Genomic DNA, 18,678 nt, shown 5'->3' on the forward strand with positions numbered 1-18,678 from the left:
GGGCCCGCATTTTTTGAGATCACCGGCCGAAGGAAAAAGTATATAACTAAAAGCAGGAGATTTCATCAGACCATATTACAACGCTTGTTAATTGCGCTTAAAACGGACAAATCTATAAACCAACCGAAAAGGCGAACAGGTAAAAAGCCTGCGTTTTTCGGTAGTTTTTGCTAATCCTATCTATAATTCAACTGGCGGTTTTCCATGTATCATTCCAGACACTATTCCCGGAGACCGGCCCTTTTCAGCCAGGTAAACCCCGCAAAGATGGGTAAAAATGAAAATGAGCATAAAATAGAAACCAGCACTATGGACGGCACGTACCGGGCCAATTACAGCATTATAAAAACTCAGGGAAGTTCCGTACCCAATGAATAAACCCGTGCAAACCATTACTATTAAAGCAAGATAGAAGATCATGTAAATAATCTTAACAATCAGTAAATGCCTTGCCTGGTAATTTTGATGATTGCTTTTATAGATCACAGCCAATTTTTTAAGCGAACGGATCAATTTCTGTTCGCGCATCTGAAAGCATTCGAGCAGCAGCCTGAACATTAACAAAGCAGTTAGAGCATACCCGAAGTATAAATGCAGGAACCAAAAAGAATCTGTAATCCTTTGCGCTGTAGAATTGATAACCTCCTGTTTGATATTGATACCCGATTTAGCCAAACCCTCTTTGAGCAGGTTTGATACACCTGAAGTTTTCATTACCGTAGCGGTGATGACTACAGTAAGTAAAGATCCTGAGAGGACAAGCATGTTTGTCCAGTGCCAAAATCTTAAAAATCCGGAGGACTTTCCGGTAGTAATTTTTGAATGGGTGAAATTTGAATTTTGATTCATCTGAATGTGCCTGAAATTGAAGCGGTATTACTTCGAAATTGGCAGATCAAAATAACAGCACTCCCATTTGCTCAAACAGGTAAAAATCGAACATTTTTCAGTACCTTTACATATGCGGACGAAGCAACTTTATAAAACGGTTGAAGTGACGATCATGGACGTTGACAAGGTTGCCGGTGCGCTTCATTCCCATCATTATTTTCAGCTCGCTTACGTGCTGGAAGGCAGCGGAATCCATACCATCAATAATAACAGCTTTGAGTTTGCTCCAGGAGATGCTTTTCTGCTTGTACCGGGTGACCAGCATAGTTTTGTGGCAGATCCTGTTCCTAAATTCTGTATGATCGATTTCACGCAGAGTTTATTTTCAAAGAATAATCGTGATCTGGATGATGTATCTGACTTGAGTGAATCTTTCAAAAGGCTCGAATACATCTTTCACAATTTGCATGGCGTCAATGGAAAGATCATCAGGGAAAACGACAAGGCCGTATTCAATGCACTGATAGAGCAACTGATCTCAGAGCAGAACAAAGACCTGCCGTTTGGGAAAGCTATCACCCAAAATGTCATATTTTTACTACTTAACCTGATTGCAAGAAATATCCAGCAAACATTATATGATTACTCCCTGCGCGCGGATGCGAAGAACAAAACCCATAATATTACGGCCTATATCCAGCATAATATATATGACAGGGAAGCCATTAAGGTTGAAAATATTGCGGCACATTTCGGGCTGTCGGAAGGTCATCTCAGCAGGTATTTCCGGCAACAATCCGGGAGCAGCATAAAGGAATATATTACCAGGTACAAAATGGAGATCATTTCGACGCGACTTAAATTCAGTGACCTTACCATTTCAGAAATAGCCGATGAACTCAACTTCACAGATGAAAGCCATTTAAATAAAGCATTCAAAAACACCTTTGGCAAAACGGCGAAGCAATTCAGAAATGAGTTCGCTCGCACGAGTAGCGCCACCTATTCAAATATCGCGGGCTAAAAGAATCAGTAATTATCCTTTATAAAATGCTGATGCAATTGCTGCACTAAAATTTTCGGCTATGCCGCTGCCTTGCATAATGCATAACGAACCGGATAACCAAAAAATTCAGAGCAACTTTGATAACGGAATGATACAAATCTGTCACTATCTAATCCATGAAAAATTAAAATCTTCCGAAGACACCTTTCGTCTATCCGAGATACAAATCAGCCTATCAGGAAGGTTCATCAGGTAATCGCGAGCGATTGCCCCGGCTTCATTTAAATTATACAAGGATAAAATTCGCCAGGACTCTAAAAGGCTCTTTAAAATATCGACATAATCGGCACTTGGGTGACTATGGCTTAATTCCGGCTCATAAAGGTCAGAAATATAGCACCTCTAATTCATTTGCAAAGATATTACCGGTCAAAAGAAAAAAAACAGGTAAAAAACAAACATTTATCCGTAAATATCAACCCTTAAGAGTTCCGATACTGGCTGGCGGTCATACCAAAAGCTGCTTTAAAGATCTTGTTTAAATGACTTTCATCGGCCAGGTTCATTTCAAAGGCAATCTGACTGATGGTCAAATCGCTTAACTTTAATCTTGATTTAATGATCTCCAGTTTGTATTTGGTGATATAATCTTTTATAGTACGACCTGTTTCCTCTTTAAAGGATCTGCTGAGATGCCCTATAGAAACATTGAAATGACCAGCGATAGCTGAAATACTGAGAAATTCCTTTTCAAAGATGTGCTGTTGAATATAGCTGATAATCTCGTGGGTCTTGTTTTTAGGGTTTAATTCTTTAGCGTAAGCGATGATGTGATCCTGTATATTCCTGGCTATTAAATTGAGAATGAGAAATATAATATTCTGCGTGATGATCTTTCCAAAGGTTCGTTCATTTTCTTTCTCTGAAATTAACTGGCTGATCAGGATACTGAATATGTCCTTATCTTTTGGGTGTACCAGATTTCCTTTGACATTATGCTGATTGTGAAAGATGTATTCCAGGCGGTTGAAGAAATCACTCACATCTACTTTTTCTTCTTTACTGTTGGCGTGCTTAAAAAAGAAATTTTTGGTAAAATCAATTACGCAGAACAAGGGCTTCGAATCCAGAATGTAACTATGGTCGTCATCAGGGGTAAGTAAAAAAACATCATCCTTGGTAAACGGATAACGGTTTCCGTTGATGACCTGGATGCCGGCACCTTCAAGAACGTAGATGATCTGGAAGAAATGATGCGTATGTCTCACCTGGGTAGCCCGGTCAACAGCGATCACGGAAACCTCCAGTTCCTTAAATAATTGTTTTGCCCTCATGGCACAAAACTACTGATAAATGTTTGTTTTTTACCTAATTCAAAATATCCATCACCAATACCTTTGTCACGATAAAAATTTAGTGGATTTAGATTAAAAAACGATATGTTATCAATTAATGAAAAGTTCCCTGATTTTGATAAAAAATCAGTGGTAAGTATAGAGTACGGAAAGGAATTTGAAAATATTTCCTCGTCAAGACTCGTCAGTACAGCGGATGCTTGGACAGTCATGTTTTGGTGGCCAAAAGACTTCACATTTATATGTCCTACGGAGATCGCGGAATTCAATAAATCGCACGGGGAATTTAAGGACAGGGACGCATTTCTGATCGGCGCATCAACCGATTCAGAATACGTCCACCTTGCATGGAGAAAAAACCATCCTGACCTTGCTGATTTAAAGTTCCCGATGCTTGCAGATACCTCAAAATCTTTGGCTGAAGAATTAGGCATCCTTGATAAGGACGAAAAAATCGCTTACCGCGCAACCTATATCATCGATCCTTCTGGGGTTATCCGATGGGTTAGTGTATACGATCTGAATGTAGGTCGAAATGTAAAAGAGGTTTTACGGGTTTTAGACGCGCTGCAAACCGATGAACTATGCCCTTGCAACTGGGTAAAAGGACAAGAGAGGCTAACAGTGTAGCTTCAGCTACAAACTCTATAAAGATTAAGGATGATTCGCGGTTTTTTTTTGATTAAGTAAATGGTACCGCGACTGATAATGACCTTAGAGGGTTAAATGCATTGTTCCGTGTACCAGTTGCGGGCGATGTACAGGTTGCAGGTGCCATCTTAAAAGACTTCATCCTTTTTCTAAGAACAATTAAGCGGTTTAGCACTTTCTGCGAATTATCTGCAACGAACTCCGCTTCATTCAACCCGTTAATCCGGCAAATACCGGGACAATTCAAATGCAAAACATATATTATCAGACAAAAATAGTGGCCACCATGGGACCAGCATCAGGCAATAAAGAAACCTTGAAAGCCATGATCAATGCAGGACTTAATGTATGCCGGATAAACTTTTCGCATGGCACCCTTCAGGACCATCAAAAGATTATTGATACCATCCGAAGCCTCAATAAAGAACTAAAAACCAATGTTGGGATATTGGCTGATCTGCAGGGGCCCAAAATAAGAATAGGCCTGGTTAAAGAAGGTGGAATTGTCTTAACTAATAACAATTTTATCAATATCACTACCAATGAATGTGTCGGTGATGAAAGTCAGATTTACATTAGTTATCTGCAAATCCCCTGGGATGTAAAACCGAATGAAATTATTCTGCTGGATGACGGAAAAATTCAGCTTAAAGTTATCAGCACGAATAAGAAGGATCTGGTGAAATGCCAGGTCATACATGGAGGCATACTAACTTCAAGAAAAGGCGTTAACCTGCCCAACACTAAAGTATCCATTCCGAGTTTGACCGAAGAAGACCTCACCAACTTGGATTTTGCACTAAAAAATGAAATTGACTGGATCGGATTGTCTTTTGTGAGAAATGCTATAGACGTTGATTTTCTGAAGCACATTATTTCAAACAAGGGTAAAAACGCCAAAGTTGTGGCTAAGATAGAAAAGCCCGAAGCGGTTGAAAATATCGACGAGATCATCGCCATTTCAGATGCTGTTATGGTTGCGCGCGGAGACTTAGGTGTAGAAATTCCTATGGAAAACGTACCATTGGTTCAAAAAAGTATCATCAACAAATGCCGCGCAGCTGCGAAGCCTGTTATTGTAGCGACACAGATGATCGAGTCAATGATTACATCACCAAGGCCTACCCGGGCAGAAGTTAATGATGTAGCAAATTCGGTGTTAGATGGTGCGGATGCTGTAATGGTGAGTGGTGAAACTTCAGTGGGTGAATTCCCTGTGGAAGTTATTCAAACCTTAACCAAGATCATTGGAAACGTTGAGACGCACGGTTATGACTACTACCGTACACCTGGCAATGAGATATCAACCCAAGGTGACCTGAACAAAGCATTATGTACCTCAGCTGTGGGATTGGCGAAGGCAACAGGTGCACGGGCCATCGCGGTAATGACGCAAACAGGTTTAAGTGCTCTGGAACTTTCCAAACACCGGCCAAAATCAAAAATATTTGTGTTTACTGCTAACCGCAGCCTTTTAAACGCATTTAGCCTGGTTTGGGGTGTCAAAGCATTTTTCTATGATAAGCTGGAAAGCACTGACCAAAGCATAGCAGATGTGAACCGCATACTTAAAAATGCAGGGTTGATTGAACCAGGAGAGGTAGTTATAAATACAGCTACAGCGCCGCTGATCGAACTAGGAAAAACAAATTTGTTAAAGGTTAGCGTACTCGACTGAGGCCGGACATGATTCAATTATCTTTTTATTAACACAGTAAAGATGGTCAACCGACCATCTGGAAGCATACAATCTTTTATTACTGGCAGACAATCAACCAATTAATGAAAAAAATTTATATAATAATTTTGCTTTGGGGGCCTGTATCACATGTAGCTGCCCAACAAACCCCAAAGGACACCTCCGGCATTACACTTACGCTCCAGGAAATTTGGGACAAAGTAACTGTTCAAAGTAGATCTGTTCAGATCAAAAGAATAGAACAAAATTCAAATTTAGAATCTATCCGGGATGCAAAGACAGAACGGTTACCTGATGTTAGCGCGGACGGCGAGTATGCGCGGGTCAGCAATATGCCGGTTTTTGACCATGGTATATTTCATACGCCCAGTCAATTCCCTGTTCTACATGACTATTATAAAATAGGTAGCAGCGCATACCTCAACATTTATAATGGAAATAAAACCAATCTCAAGATTGCCCAATCAAAAGCCGCCTATCGGATCGCCGAAGTAAAAACGAATCTAACGCTATCTGAGATCAAGCTAAAGGCTACGGCTTATTACCTGGATATGCAAAGAAGTTTGATCTTTGAAGCCCTGTTACAAAAGGATATCCATGCTGAAAAAAAACAATTGGAGCGTATTAAATCCTTACAAACCAATGGGGCAGTTCTAAAAAGCGATGTATTAAGGGCCGAATTAAAGCTTTCCAAACAGTCGTTCGCGTTGGTTCAGCTTCAAAATGACCTGCTTATTGCGAACGATAAGCTAAATACCCTAATCGGCGCGCCTGATGGTCAACACATCCACACGGCAGCAACCCAGGAGCCGGACTCCATCAATCTTGATTCCCATATCAACTATCTGGATTATGCTGATCATAATGCCTTTAAGGTAAAAATCTCCGAGGGAGAAACGGAGCTAAGTCGTTTACAGCTCAAAGATGTAAAGGCTAATCTTTTGCCTAAAGTCGGGCTTTTCGCCAATTATGCTTACAGCTATCCGCAGATCTTTTTATTTCCCTATTCGGGTAACATCTATGGATTTGGAATGGCCGGAATCAGGGCATCATATTCAATTTCAGCTTTATACCAAAATTCTCATAAAGAAAAAATTGCCAAACTTGACAACGACGCAAAGGAGGTGGAAGACCTGAAGATCAGGGATGAGCTTAGGGAAGATGTAAATGAAGCCTACCTGCGATTTCAGGAATCAATAAAGCGTTTAAGAGTTGCCGAAACAAATGTGCAACAGGCTACGGAAAACCGCAGGATCGTAAATAATACTTACTTCAATCACACTTCACTAATAACTGATCTGCTTGATGCAGACACCCAGCTATTACAAACCCAGTTTGATCTGGCAGCAGCCAAGATCAGCGCTCAATTCCAATACTATCAACTATTAAATATCACAGGAAAACTATAACAATGGTAAAGCAGACTAACTATACGACTACAGATAAATTAATTACCCGGATCACAACGATGATCGCAGGCTTAATAGCCATATGCCTATTGATTTGGGGAATAATTACGATCAGGCACTGGTATGCTTTTGAAGAAACAGACGACGCGCAGGTGGAGGCTTACATCAATCCCGTTACGGCCCGTGTCAGCGGATTTATTAAAGAAATCCGTTATAATGATAACCAGGAGGTAAAAAAAGGTGATACACTTTTGATCATAGACAATAACGAATATCAGCTCAATAGAGAACAATCCGTAGCTGGCTTGCAAACCAGTAAAGAGCAGGTACGCGCGCTACAAGCTAACATTGAAACAGCGGAAAAAGCAGCTGAGGTTAACAAAGCGCTGATAGGCGCGGCAAAATCAAAACTCACCCGGCAGCAACAGGAATATGACCGGTATAAGAAATTATTGGAAGCGGAGTCTGCTACAAAGGAACAAATGGAAAATATCGAGAGCGAGCTTGAGGTAGCCACATCCAATTACCAGGCTGCTGTTCACAATTACGAAGTTGCTTTATCCAAAGTCATGGACAGTAAAGCGCAGATCGCACCTGTAATGGCCGAGATCAATCGTCGTGATCTGGTATTAAAACGTACGGATCTGGATGTCAACTATACCGTGGTAACGGCCCCTTATAACGGGCGAATCGGTCGCAGAACCATTCAACCCGGACAGCAAATACAGATCGGGCAAACCCTTGCTTACATTGTGGACAAGAATTCAGGTCTATGGGTAGTCGCAAACTTCAAAGAAACGCAATTACACAACATGCATATTGGCCAAACGGTAAACATTGTGGCGGATGCCTATCCTGATAAAGAGATCAAAGGAAAGATCTTGTCATGGTCACCAGCAACCGGCGCGCGTTTTTCCTTATTGCCGCCTGATAATTCAACCGGCAATTTTGTCAAGATCGCACAGCGTATACCTGTTAAGATTCAGATCGATTTAAATGACCCAGCACAATCATTCCTGAGTGCGGGCATGAATGCCAACGTTGCAGTTCCTAAAAATTAACGCTATGAACAAAGCAATACCGGTTTTTAAACCCTGGGTGCCTGAATGGCTTATCCGCCTCGCCCTGTTTCTTGTCGTCTTGCCGGGCCTGATACTTTTTGTACTATCCATCAGTAACGCTAACGCTGCAGCGGGCTATTACGGTGTAAGTCCTAACGATGTGCAATATTCTTTCATCATTTTTTACTCCGCGATGGCAAGCTTTGTTGTCCTGGAATCAAGGTTTTTCAAAAACATAGCCAGTAAAGAATATTTAATGATCAGTGTGATTTTATTAATGACCACCTGTTTTCTATGTTACCTTATTCGGGATTTTAAGCTAGTACTGATCTTCCGGTATATACAGGGACTGCTAACCTGTTGTACGCTAAGTATCACAGCTACCTTAATGTTCAGCCGCTTGCTTTCAGAACGTGCCCGTGAAATTGCGTTTTCTGTCATCTATGGTATTTTATTATCCGCGATTCCTTTCTCGACCATCGCCACATCGACCCTTATCGACAACTTTAATTTTAACGTGATCTATAAAGTTGCCATTTATTCCTATTTGCCTGGCGCTGCTTTGATGTTTGTTATTATGAATAATGTGCGGCTGAACCGGAAGTTTCCGCTATACCAGTTAGACTGGCCGAGTTTTCTCATTTACACAACAGGTTTTTGCCTGGTTGGATATATCGCTGTGTATGCCCAGGAATACGATTGGTTCGATGATAAAAACATCAGAATAGCAGCCATTTTGATTATCATACTCATTATTTTATTCATCATCAGGCAAAAAGGATTAAAACGCCCTTATATATACCTGAGTGTTTTCAGGCAGAGAAACTTTATCATCGGGGCCCTTTTGCTATTCGTGTTTTACATCTGCCGGGGATCTTTCGGCATTACAACCGGTATCATGGGGGCCGTATGGGGCCTTGATCCGATTCACATTGGTTATTTAATGATTTATAATGTTGTGGCGATCATACTGGCAGCTATTGTTTCCTGTAAGTTGATCCTGATCAAAAAATCTATCCGGCATATCTTTATTTACGGCTTTTCCATCCTGTTGTTATTTCACATAGTGATGTGTTTTATGTTTAATACGCAGGTAGATGCTGAAGAATTAATCATACCGGTTATCCTGCAGGGTTTTGGTGCCGGATTGCTGATGGCACCGATCATCCTGTTTGTTGTATCGTCATCTCCTGCAAAGTTCGGCAATACCGGCTCAGCCGTGGGTATATTTATCAGGTTCAGCGGTTTTTGTTCCAGTATAGCCCTGATTAATTATTTTCAGCTGTATCGCCAAACCGATCATTTCAACAGGTTTCAGGATCAACTGAACGGCCTTACGCTTGCAACGTCTGACAGGCTGAGTGCCGTTCGAAACGCGATGATCGCAAAAGGCGTCGCGCCGGACCAGGCAACAAAGATCGCCAATAGCCTCGTGAATAAAGGACTGATAGCACAGTCACAGCTTAGGTTTGCACTGGATTATTACCAGATCATTAGTTGGGCTATTTTAGGTATACTGCTGATGATCATCTTATTTCCGTCCATTAATCGTACCATCATCAACCTTAAATCAAAACGCCCGGCACCAATTGCATATTGACACAAGAATTAATGTCACATGGGAAATACCTGGTAACTGTAATCTTTTTTAAAATGTATCCATATCTGTTAGCATTTCATTCGGCAACTCGTTGGTTATTGCTTTTGTTTGTCATTATGATGATTGCGCGCTCTTTTTGGGCTTTTCGCGCTAAAGTTAACTACACAATATATGACCGGATTTTGCGCATAACCGCCACATCGATATTGCATATTCAACTGACATTGGGCATTTGGTTATATATCGTCAGTCCTGTGGTGAGCTATTTCTGGCATAACATGGCGACAGCGGTACACATGCGCGAGATAAGGTTCTTTGGGATTGAGCATGTCGGTACGATGATGGTGTCCATGGCGATCTTTTCCATCGGCACTTATAAAGCGAGCAAACAGGCAGATGATCAATGTAGATTTAAAACCCAGGTTATTTGGTTCAGTATCGGTTTTCTTATTATGCTAATATCTATCCCATGGGCATTTTCGCCGCTCGTACACCGGCCCTGGATAAGGCCTCTTTATTATTAGAAATAAATCAGTTCTGCTGCCTTTTTAGAGTCTGTTAGTTGTGGAAGAAAGTGAACTGATCGAACATTACCAAAATTTTGGTACCAGATAATTTAAATTGCCTGGTACTCTTTTACCGGCGATAAAAGATATTTTATGGGTACCTGTATTTCTTAAAGTAGTTGAACCTCCGGCGATAGACATGATGATAAATTTGTAAAAAAAGATGAACACATGAATTTATTAATTATCAATTCCAGTCCGAGGACTATTTGTTCGCATACCAGAAGACTGACCGGCATATTCGCTTCTTATTGGTTAATGATAAATCCCGGATCCAAGATCACCTACCGCGACCTGGGACAGGAAAAAGTCCCGCATATTTCAGAACAATGGATTTCCGGGGCTTTTAAAGAGCCGGAATCAAGGTCAGCCGATGAAGTGAATGCTTTAGCCTTAAGCGATGGATATATTAAAGAATTGAGGGAGGCGGAAGTGATCGTCATCGGTGTGCCTATGTACAATTTTAGCATTCCCAGCTCACTGAAAGCCTATTTGGATCAGGTAATCCGAATAAATGAGACCTGGATACTCGACCGGGGGAACACAAGAAACCCTTACATCGGATTGCTAAGAGAAAAAAAAATAATTCTAATTCAGTCCCGCGGCGCAGTAGCCTACGATAAAGGCGGTTATTACCACCATTTGGATTTTCAATCGACCTATCTGAAAGCCATTTTCGCGATGATAGGGATTACGGACATTCAGGAAGTGACCGTCAACGGTGAACTTACTGACGGTAATGAACTGGTTAGGTCTTTAGAATGCGCCATGGATGAGATCAGGTCTATTGTGGAAAGCCTGGAAATATCTTGTGTGGAATGATAATCTCGTCAGGATTGTTTTTTAAAGTTCGCCTGAGTTCGTTAATTAACCGAAATGCTAATTGTTCCTAAAATCAAAATGAAATGGAATTTCTGATCTACGCTATTACCCGTTCCGTTATGACCGCCTGTATCGCGGTCATTGCTTACGTGGTTGTGGAAGATAAATTTTCTAAATATCCGCTTAAATAGCGGAGAACAGAACTGGATGATCTCCTTTTGGATAACTGGCACCCAAATTAAAAGCTTAAAGGCTGTAGTATTGTCGTTTCAAAACAACATATGAAACCTGTCAAAAGCATTCTTTATTACCTGGCTATTTCCAACGGGATCACCGGAATCTGGGCACTCTTTTTCCCACAGAAATTCTATAGCAGTTTTCCAGGCATGGGCTTACATTGGATTGATATTACTGGGCCTTACAATGAACATTTTATCGTAGATATCGGAGCCTCTTTTCTTGCGATGGCATTCTTATCGCTTTATGCCGTTGTAAATTTGAGTGATGGAATAGTCAGGCTGGCCTGCCTGGCGAACCTTGTTTTCGCAATTCCGCATCTGATCTATCATCTACAAATGAGTCACATGTTCATGACACCCGTCGATAAAATACTGGGCATATTCCCGCTGGTGCTTGGAGCAATTTTACCGGCCACGGTATTGGTTCTGATGCGACCGGGGAAAAAACGATAAGAACATCATTAACCTTTCTGTATAAAAAAGCCAACGAACGCTTAGTTCATGCTCAAACGGTTCACCATGTATCTCCTGTTAGTATCGATTTTAGGCTTCCACTTTTCAAGACGTTTTGTCTGTACAGGATTTGAAACGACGGATTTGGTTAAATAACTCCTGGGGTGCTTAGGAGGTCGACCATAATGATGACGATGAATATCTAAACATACCCTGACAGAAGCATCATCTGAATGTAAAACGCATCTGGTCTATTTTAAGGATAAAAACTGGAACCTAAAACAGTCCTGCAACGAAGATAATTTTGTTCTTGTCGGCTATGTAGCCGATCCTATAAATTATTTTTTAACTAAAATTTACAGAAATGAGCAAACGATTAGGATTGCAGAATCATCTGCCGGAAGCACACAAGTTGATGAAAGAATTGGATGCCGTGGCCAAAAGCGGTGTCGACCCGCAATATCTTGAACTGATCAAGGTACGGGCCTCACAGCTTAATGGCTGTTCTTTCTGCATGAACATGCACAGCTATGATGCGATAAAAGTGGGCATAACCCAGGAAAAACTTTTTGTACTTAGCGCATGGGAAGAAGCGAAAGAATGGTTCACAGCGGAAGAGCAGGTTGTGCTGAGGATAACGGAAGAAGTCACCCGGATCGGAGATCACGGAATCTCAGATGAAACGTATGAGGAGGCGGTCAATCTGCTGGGTGAGCAAAAATTGGCCTATATACTTCTTGCCGCGATCAATATAAATAGCTGGAACAGGGTTGGCGTAGGCCTGAAAATGCACCCGATCAAACACAGAATTTAAACCTACAATCATGGAAATCAAATTCGCAAAAACCGTAGGCGAAATTAATTTTTGCAAAGAGGTAATTTTGGGTTTCAGGCCTAATCTTGAACCGGAGACCTTCGCGGACCAGATTCTGTGTATGATGAAGTCCGAGTATTTTAAGCTGGCCTATATACCGGATGAGGGCGGTACGAAAGCGGCGGCATTTATTGGTTACCGGACGCTCAGTACTTTACGTACAGGCAAAATGATCTATATTGATGACCTGTATACTGATGAAGCCCACCGTGGAAAAGGCTACGCTGGTGCTTTGCTGGATCTTGTTACGAAGGAAGCTGCACAGATCGGTGCACCTTCAGTACAACTTGACAGCGGGTACATGCTTCATGATGCACACCGACTTTATTTAAATAAGGGCTATTTCCTGGCCTGTAACCATTTTGCCAAATTAATTGCCTAATTGTTGAAGGTAAAGTGCTTTCAATCATGAATAGAGGGCTTTAAGCCCTCTATTCATGATTGCCATGCTAAGGCACTGGCGAAAGTTTTAGAACTTTATAATTTAGACTTCGCTAATATGGCCAATCTTGAGCCATGCCGAAAAACGACGGCCTGATGGTGTTCCCGCTGATTACGTGTTAAAAGAACCGGCTGATTAGTTTTTTAAATACTAGATTTCAACTAATCGTTTAATTCAGAATTCTAATAAAATAGTTAACAATAGTTGGTTCCTCATAAATCACCTAATAATGAAATTTAAGGAGCAAGTAAATTTGGGATTAATAATCTAAAAAAAGTCTGGATAAAAAGGGATCGTAATAATCATTTATAATTGCTATGACGTTGCTGTTTTCCAGTTCTTTCGGAGTATGATAGGAAGCTACGCCAATTGCTTTCATACCGGCTCTGCGGGCTGCCTCTATGCCTTTAGGCGAATCTTCAAATACAATGCAATTTTCCGACAATACACCAAGATCACTGGCAGCTTTTAAGAATACCTCTGGATCTGGTTTGCTCAATTTTACATCATCCGGCCCGATCACTATTGGAAAGTAGCGGCGTATATCAAGATTATCCAAAACAAAGTCTACATTGGAAGGAATTGCTGCGGTACCTATGGCTAATGGTATTTGCAATGTATAGGCTATTCTTAAAAAATCATCAAGACCATCAATGAGCTTCAGTTCAGGAAGAAATTCTTTTCTGTATAATGCTTCTTTTCTCTGCGTGATTGCGTCAATTTCCTCATCCGTATACCAATCAGGCCCAAACACCCTGGCAAATAGTTCTTCATTTTTGCCATATAATTGATGTTTGACCTGTTCCTGTGTAAGTTTAGCGCCAAGTTCGTTTACCAGTATATTATACCAGGCCAATTCATGATAATGCATATCATTGACCATGGTTCCGTTCATATCGAAAATAAATGTGTTAGAGGAAGAAATCATTGAAAACTTTCTTTTTAAGGGTTACTATGCAAAAGAACTTTATCCCTGGATCAATAAAATTAATCTACTTGAAGAAATATATTGACCCGGAATAATATTCTATAAAAGACAATTTTCAAAATGAAAATTGTCTTTTATGTGGGAGGGAAAATGCCATTTAAACACCGTTATAGATGCAATTTATTTTACTGTAAGTGTTTTTGTAAAAATAATATGATCCGCCGATGACCCTACCTGTATTTCAAACTCGCCCGGTTCCACATTGTACTGCATTTTCTCATTGAATAAACCCAATTCCGATACCGGTACCTCCAGGTGTATTTTAACGGTCTGTCCACGTTTGATGAGTTCCTTTTTAAATGCTTTCAACTGCTGAACGGGAGTAGCGACAGTACTTACTTTGTCATGTACGTAAAGTTGAACGACTTCCTTTCCATCCATTACACCTGTATTTTTTACCATGACATCCAGTTTAACGGTGTCCCCTGCGGTTAAAGCTGCGTCGCTCGTTCTGCAGTCGGTATATTCGAAAGTGGTATAGCTAAGGCCGTAGCCAAAGTCCCAAAGCGGATCCGGATGATCAAAAATATAGTGCCCCTTAGGGTGCTCAGGGGATCCCGGACTGTCGAAAGGCTCATTTCGGTCAGTGGCAAAATGGTTGTAGTAACTTGGTGTATTTCCGGTGCTTCTCGGAAAAGAAACATTGAGTCTCCCTGATGGATTTACAGCGCCTGTCAGAATATCAGCTATGGTGCGGCCTTGCTTCTCACCGCCATACCACTGTACCAGCACCGCGTTGGCATTTTCTTTGACCCAGGGCATTGCCAGCGGTTTTCCGGCAATAAAGACAACGATAAATGGTTTACCTGTTGCCTTGATTGCTTTTAACAGGTCTTCCTGAACGCCTGGCAATTCGAGCGAACTAAGGTCAAATCCTTCCCCAGCGGTCGAGTTCTGTGGACTACGGCCCAAAAAGGTGCTCCTGGTTCCAATGGCCACAATCGCCAGATCGCTTGCTTCAACTGCCTTAACCGCGTATGCGATTTTAGATTTATCCTGGCTCCACCAGTCGCAGCCTTCAGCATATTCAATTTTTGCTTTCTGACCGATTACTTCCTTCAAACCCTGCAACAACGTTGTGCCTTCTTTTGTATCCCGTCCAGTCCAAGAGTAATCACCGAAAACAGTTTGATCAGCATTAGGGCCTACCACTGCTATTGACTTATATTTCGCCAGATCCAGCGGCAGGATATTGTCGTCATTTTTGACCAGGATAGCACTTTCATCAGCAACTTCTTTAGAAATGGCGATGTGTTTAGCACTACGCACGACTTTACTAACTTTTGAGGGATTACCAAAAGGATTATCGAATAGGCCCAGTTGAAATTTTACAGTCAATATGCGTCGCACGGCCTGATCGACATATTTGATATTGATCCGACCACTTTCAACCATTTTCTCCAGTGTTTCATAAGCGCCGTCAACATCGAGGTCTACACCGGCTTCAAGCGATTTGATCGCAGCATCTTCACGCGAACTTACGGCATGATGAAACGTCTGCAATCGTTCAACAGAGCCCCAATCGGAATAAACATAACCCTTAAACCCAAGTTCACCCCGCAGTATATCGGTCATATAATAAGAGGATCCGCTCACTGCGAGGCCATCATAAGAGCTGTAACATGACATTACAGAAAGTGGATTTGTGTTCGCTATCACCTTCTTGAAAGGGTAAAGATAGAGACTGCGCATATCCCTTTCGCCGCCGGAAACGTTCGCGCAGTTCAGTCCGCCCGATGGAGAACCGTGGGCAACAAAATGTTTAGGAGTACAAGTAATGTTAAAAGACTGGTAGCCGTTTACAAAAGCGGTTCCCATTTGCGAGATTAGATACGGGTCTTCGCCGAAAGTTTCTTCGATTCTTCCCCAACGTAATTCGCGGGCAATATCCAGCACCGGCGATAATATCTGGTGAATACCAATGGCATGCGCTTCCTCACCGGCGGCACTCGTCATTTTTTGTATCAGTTCCGGGTTAAAGGTGCTACCCTGGGCAAGTTCGTGTGGAAAAATAGTGCAATTATTTTGCAGAACGCCCTCAATACCCTCAACAGCCGTCAGTAAAGGAATACCGAGCCTCGTCCGTTGCAGCATATAAGTCTGAAGCTGCTGGTACATGTTGGCACAGTCCTGCGCGTTCATGCTCATTTCATGTGTACATCCAAAGCTTTCACCTTTAAAAATCCGGTCAATCTCATCTGTTTTGCCGGCAGCCCTGTTTTCCAATTGCTGGACCTTTTCTTTCAGGGTCATCCGTTTTAACAGGTCTTCCACCCGGGCAGCTACCGGAGCATGTTTGTTTTTGTAAAGTATAGTGTCATTACCCGGCAAACCCATGGCATGTCCGGAGACTGCCATGAATGAGATGGCTAAGATTGATAGTGTTTTTTTCATTTTTGAACGTATTGTTTTTTGTCTTTTATATTGTTTCCTTATTTCTGCAGGGCAGTTAAAACCGAGGTTATACCAACCACATTATCCGATTACCGCGCTTCATCCAGCTCAATGATCACACTGCTGTGGTTGTTGTCAACCTGCGGATTGATACCGATCTTCATTAAGAAATCCCCTGCATATATTCCCTGCATGTAGGACGGCGATGCGCCAGGGTAAAGGTTTATCTCTTTTACAAGATAGCTTTTGCTGCCATCGAGCCCTTTAAGTTTTACTGGGCGCTTACTACCCTCGTCATAACGGTAATTGATGAGGTAGTTGAACATAATAGCTCTTGTTTTATCGGGCGATACGTAAGCAATCGAGGCGACGTTGTTATCATACGGGCTGGCCAGCCTGTACTGATCGCCCTGCCAAATTACTTGTTTGATCTGGTTGTAGGTTTGCACCGCACTTTGACAGAATTTCATGTCCTGATCGCCTAGTTTATTGATTACGATATCAAATCCGAGTTTGCCCATCATGGCGACATCCACCCGGAACTTGAAGGGTTGTTTTCCCCAATCAGTCACATGGTTGGCACTGGCGATTGCGGGATAAAAGAATGAATACTCCCATTGGATGAAAATTCGTTCAAGGGGATCGGTGTTGTCGCTCGGCCAGTACTCGGTAAAATACTGTAAAGCTCCATAATCTACACGCCCACCGCCCCCCGAACATAGCATCATGGGTACGGATGGGTACTTTTTACGGATCCTTTGCAGTACCTTATAAAGACCGCGCACGTAATCGATATAAAACTGTGATTGGTTATTCTTCAATCTTACCGCATATGCGTTATAAATTACCGCGTTGCAATCCCACTTCAGGTAAGCAAGATTGGGATCTTTTATAAAGAGCGAGTCGACAACTTGATAAACAAAGTCCTGTACTTCAGGATTACCCAAGTCAAGCACCAATTGATTTCTGAAATAAAATTCATCGCGATGCGGCTGTTTAATCACCCAATCAGGGTGTTTCGCGTACAAATCGCTTTTGGGGTTCACCATTTCAGGTTCTATCCAGATGCCGAACTTTACCCCATCTGTCTGAGCGGATTTGGCGATGGACGCAATACCATTGGGCAATTTTTTGCGATTTTCCTGCCAATCACCTAAGCCTGCGTGGTCGTCATTTCTTGGGAACTTATTGCCAAACCAACCGTCATCGAGCAAAAACATATCTACGCCCAGTTTTTTTGTGTCCTTTAAAAGCGCCTTTAATTTTTCCTCGTTAAAATCGAAATAAGTGGATTCCCAGTTATTCAGCAGCGTCAGGCGGCTGCCCTGCCCATCCAATAACTTATGCTTACGTGCCCAATCATGTAAATTACGGCTTGCAGCGCCTATGCCATGATCTGAATAGGTGTATACAAAAGCGGGGGTTTCAAACACTTCGGACGGCTTTAGCCGGTAAGGCGACGCATAGTTATTTATGCCGGAGATGATACGGAGATTATTTTGCGGATCAATTTCCAAATCTGAACGAAAATTTCCGCTCCATTCAAGCGCACCGCAGAAAACCTGACCCTCATCTTCGGTTGCCGGCCGGTCAAGTGAAACCATGAATACCGAAGGCATGAATAAATTAGCGCGGGTACCAAGCTTAGAGTCAAGGGTCTTGATACCGGCAGTCAGGCGGGTTTCCTGCGGTTGCATCTCGTGCGCCCAATCGCCGTGGTAATGTTTAAGCCAATAGCTGTTTCCTTTAAGGCTCAGGTTTGCTGAAGCATATTTTTGTAATATTATCTGACCTTTTTCATGATGGACAATCTGGCTCCATTGCTCAATAACGTCTTCACGGTAATAGGATTTATAGAATAACGTCACCTCAAATTCGTAGGCCGGATCCTTCAGGTGTACTTCCAGAAGCGATATGTCATCACTTAATTTCTTTAGGTCGCTGTTTACATATTTCAGGTCAAGCGAATTATTGCCATCTGCATGGGTAACGGCAATAGCCGGTTCAAGCAGATTCCGTGACCCGGCTGGGGTATATGCGGAATTATACATGCCCGTATAATCGCCGGGTTGCAGGCCGATCTGCTCATAACCGGCAGCACTATTTAGCCGCCTGCCGAGATAAACATTGTTCAGGTGGTGTGCGCTGTCGGTTTGCAGCACGAGGGCATTCTGAGCAGTTTCCAGGTAAATGGTATGTTGCGCGTGTGCTGAGGTGCTATACATATAGGCAGCCAGGACTGTGAAAGCTGTTTTTACTATGGGTCGGTTATTTAATTTCATTTAAGG

Annotated in this window: 17 protein-coding genes; 11 read left to right on the plus strand and 6 right to left on the minus strand. The window is 42.1% G+C overall.

What is annotated here, in order from left to right:
- Nucleotides 1-180 precede the first annotated feature (180 nt).
- Nucleotides 181-849, minus strand: a complete 669-nt coding sequence (locus J2W55_RS17475) for a cytochrome b/b6 domain-containing protein (RefSeq protein ID WP_310098500.1) — start codon at nt 847-849, stop codon at nt 181-183.
- A 112-nt stretch (nt 850-961) separates the two neighbouring features.
- Between J2W55_RS17475 and J2W55_RS17480 the strand changes: the two genes are divergently transcribed.
- Nucleotides 962-1,855, plus strand: a complete 894-nt coding sequence (locus tag J2W55_RS17480; RefSeq protein ID WP_310098504.1) for an AraC family transcriptional regulator — start codon at nt 962-964, stop codon at nt 1,853-1,855.
- Between the two features lie 147 nt (nt 1,856-2,002).
- Here J2W55_RS17480 and J2W55_RS25785 read toward each other — a convergent pair whose 3' ends face one another.
- Nucleotides 2,003-2,230, minus strand: coding sequence for an acyl-ACP desaturase (locus tag J2W55_RS25785; protein WP_374726374.1), 228 nt, complete (start codon nt 2,228-2,230; stop codon nt 2,003-2,005).
- 89 nt (nt 2,231-2,319) lie between these two features.
- Nucleotides 2,320-3,171, minus strand: coding sequence for an AraC family transcriptional regulator (locus J2W55_RS17485; protein WP_310098506.1), 852 nt, complete (start codon nt 3,169-3,171; stop codon nt 2,320-2,322).
- A 105-nt stretch (nt 3,172-3,276) separates the two neighbouring features.
- Between J2W55_RS17485 and J2W55_RS17490 the strand changes: the two genes are divergently transcribed.
- The 10 genes from J2W55_RS17490 to J2W55_RS17535 all read left to right on the plus strand — a co-directional run bounded on the left by J2W55_RS17490 (nt 3,277) and on the right by J2W55_RS17535 (nt 12,948).
- Nucleotides 3,277-3,822, plus strand: coding sequence for a peroxiredoxin (locus J2W55_RS17490; RefSeq protein ID WP_310098509.1), 546 nt, complete (start codon nt 3,277-3,279; stop codon nt 3,820-3,822).
- Nucleotides 3,823-4,090: 268 nt separating this feature from the next.
- Complete coding sequence (gene pyk / locus J2W55_RS17495) at nt 4,091-5,521, plus strand: pyruvate kinase (RefSeq protein ID WP_310098512.1); 1,431 nt, start codon at nt 4,091-4,093, stop codon at nt 5,519-5,521.
- 104 nt (nt 5,522-5,625) lie between these two features.
- Entirely contained in the window at nt 5,626-6,951 is a 1,326-nt protein-coding gene (locus J2W55_RS17500; RefSeq protein ID WP_310098516.1) for a TolC family protein, read from the plus strand.
- A 2-nt stretch (nt 6,952-6,953) separates the two neighbouring features.
- Nucleotides 6,954-8,012 (plus strand): HlyD family secretion protein, encoded by a 1,059-nt coding sequence (locus tag J2W55_RS17505; RefSeq protein WP_310098519.1) that lies wholly within the window; start codon nt 6,954-6,956, stop codon nt 8,010-8,012.
- Between the two features lie 4 nt (nt 8,013-8,016).
- Nucleotides 8,017-9,612, plus strand: a complete 1,596-nt coding sequence (locus tag J2W55_RS17510) for an MFS transporter (protein ID WP_310098522.1) — start codon at nt 8,017-8,019, stop codon at nt 9,610-9,612.
- Between the two features lie 53 nt (nt 9,613-9,665).
- Entirely contained in the window at nt 9,666-10,136 is a 471-nt protein-coding gene (locus J2W55_RS17515) for a hypothetical protein (protein ID WP_310098525.1), read from the plus strand.
- Nucleotides 10,137-10,349: 213 nt separating this feature from the next.
- Nucleotides 10,350-11,000: an FMN-dependent NADH-azoreductase gene (locus J2W55_RS17520; RefSeq protein WP_310098528.1), complete on the plus strand. Its 651-nt coding sequence runs from the start codon at nt 10,350-10,352 to the stop codon at nt 10,998-11,000.
- A gap of 281 nt (nt 11,001-11,281) precedes the next feature.
- Complete coding sequence (locus J2W55_RS17525; protein WP_310098531.1) at nt 11,282-11,692, plus strand: hypothetical protein; 411 nt, start codon at nt 11,282-11,284, stop codon at nt 11,690-11,692.
- Between the two features lie 364 nt (nt 11,693-12,056).
- Nucleotides 12,057-12,506 carry a carboxymuconolactone decarboxylase family protein gene (locus J2W55_RS17530; protein WP_310098534.1) on the plus strand — a complete coding sequence of 150 codons (450 nt, stop codon included), beginning with the start codon at nt 12,057-12,059 and terminating at the stop codon, nt 12,504-12,506.
- A 10-nt stretch (nt 12,507-12,516) separates the two neighbouring features.
- A complete protein-coding gene (locus J2W55_RS17535; protein WP_310098537.1) occupies nt 12,517-12,948 on the plus strand; it encodes a GNAT family N-acetyltransferase in 432 nt (143 codons plus the stop codon).
- A 319-nt stretch (nt 12,949-13,267) separates the two neighbouring features.
- Here J2W55_RS17535 and J2W55_RS17540 read toward each other — a convergent pair whose 3' ends face one another.
- The 3 genes from J2W55_RS17540 to J2W55_RS17550 form a co-directional block, all read right to left on the minus strand.
- Nucleotides 13,268-13,936, minus strand: coding sequence for an HAD family hydrolase (locus J2W55_RS17540; RefSeq protein WP_310098540.1), 669 nt, complete (start codon nt 13,934-13,936; stop codon nt 13,268-13,270).
- A gap of 180 nt (nt 13,937-14,116) precedes the next feature.
- Entirely contained in the window at nt 14,117-16,354 is a 2,238-nt protein-coding gene (locus J2W55_RS17545; protein ID WP_310098543.1) for a glycoside hydrolase family 3 N-terminal domain-containing protein, read from the minus strand.
- Nucleotides 16,355-16,479: 125 nt separating this feature from the next.
- Complete coding sequence (locus J2W55_RS17550; protein WP_310098547.1) at nt 16,480-18,672, minus strand: alpha-galactosidase; 2,193 nt, start codon at nt 18,670-18,672, stop codon at nt 16,480-16,482.
- Nucleotides 18,673-18,678 lie beyond the last annotated feature (6 nt).

This window comes from Mucilaginibacter pocheonensis (assembly GCF_031456535.1).
Taxonomy (GTDB): domain Bacteria; phylum Bacteroidota; class Bacteroidia; order Sphingobacteriales; family Sphingobacteriaceae; genus Mucilaginibacter; species Mucilaginibacter pocheonensis.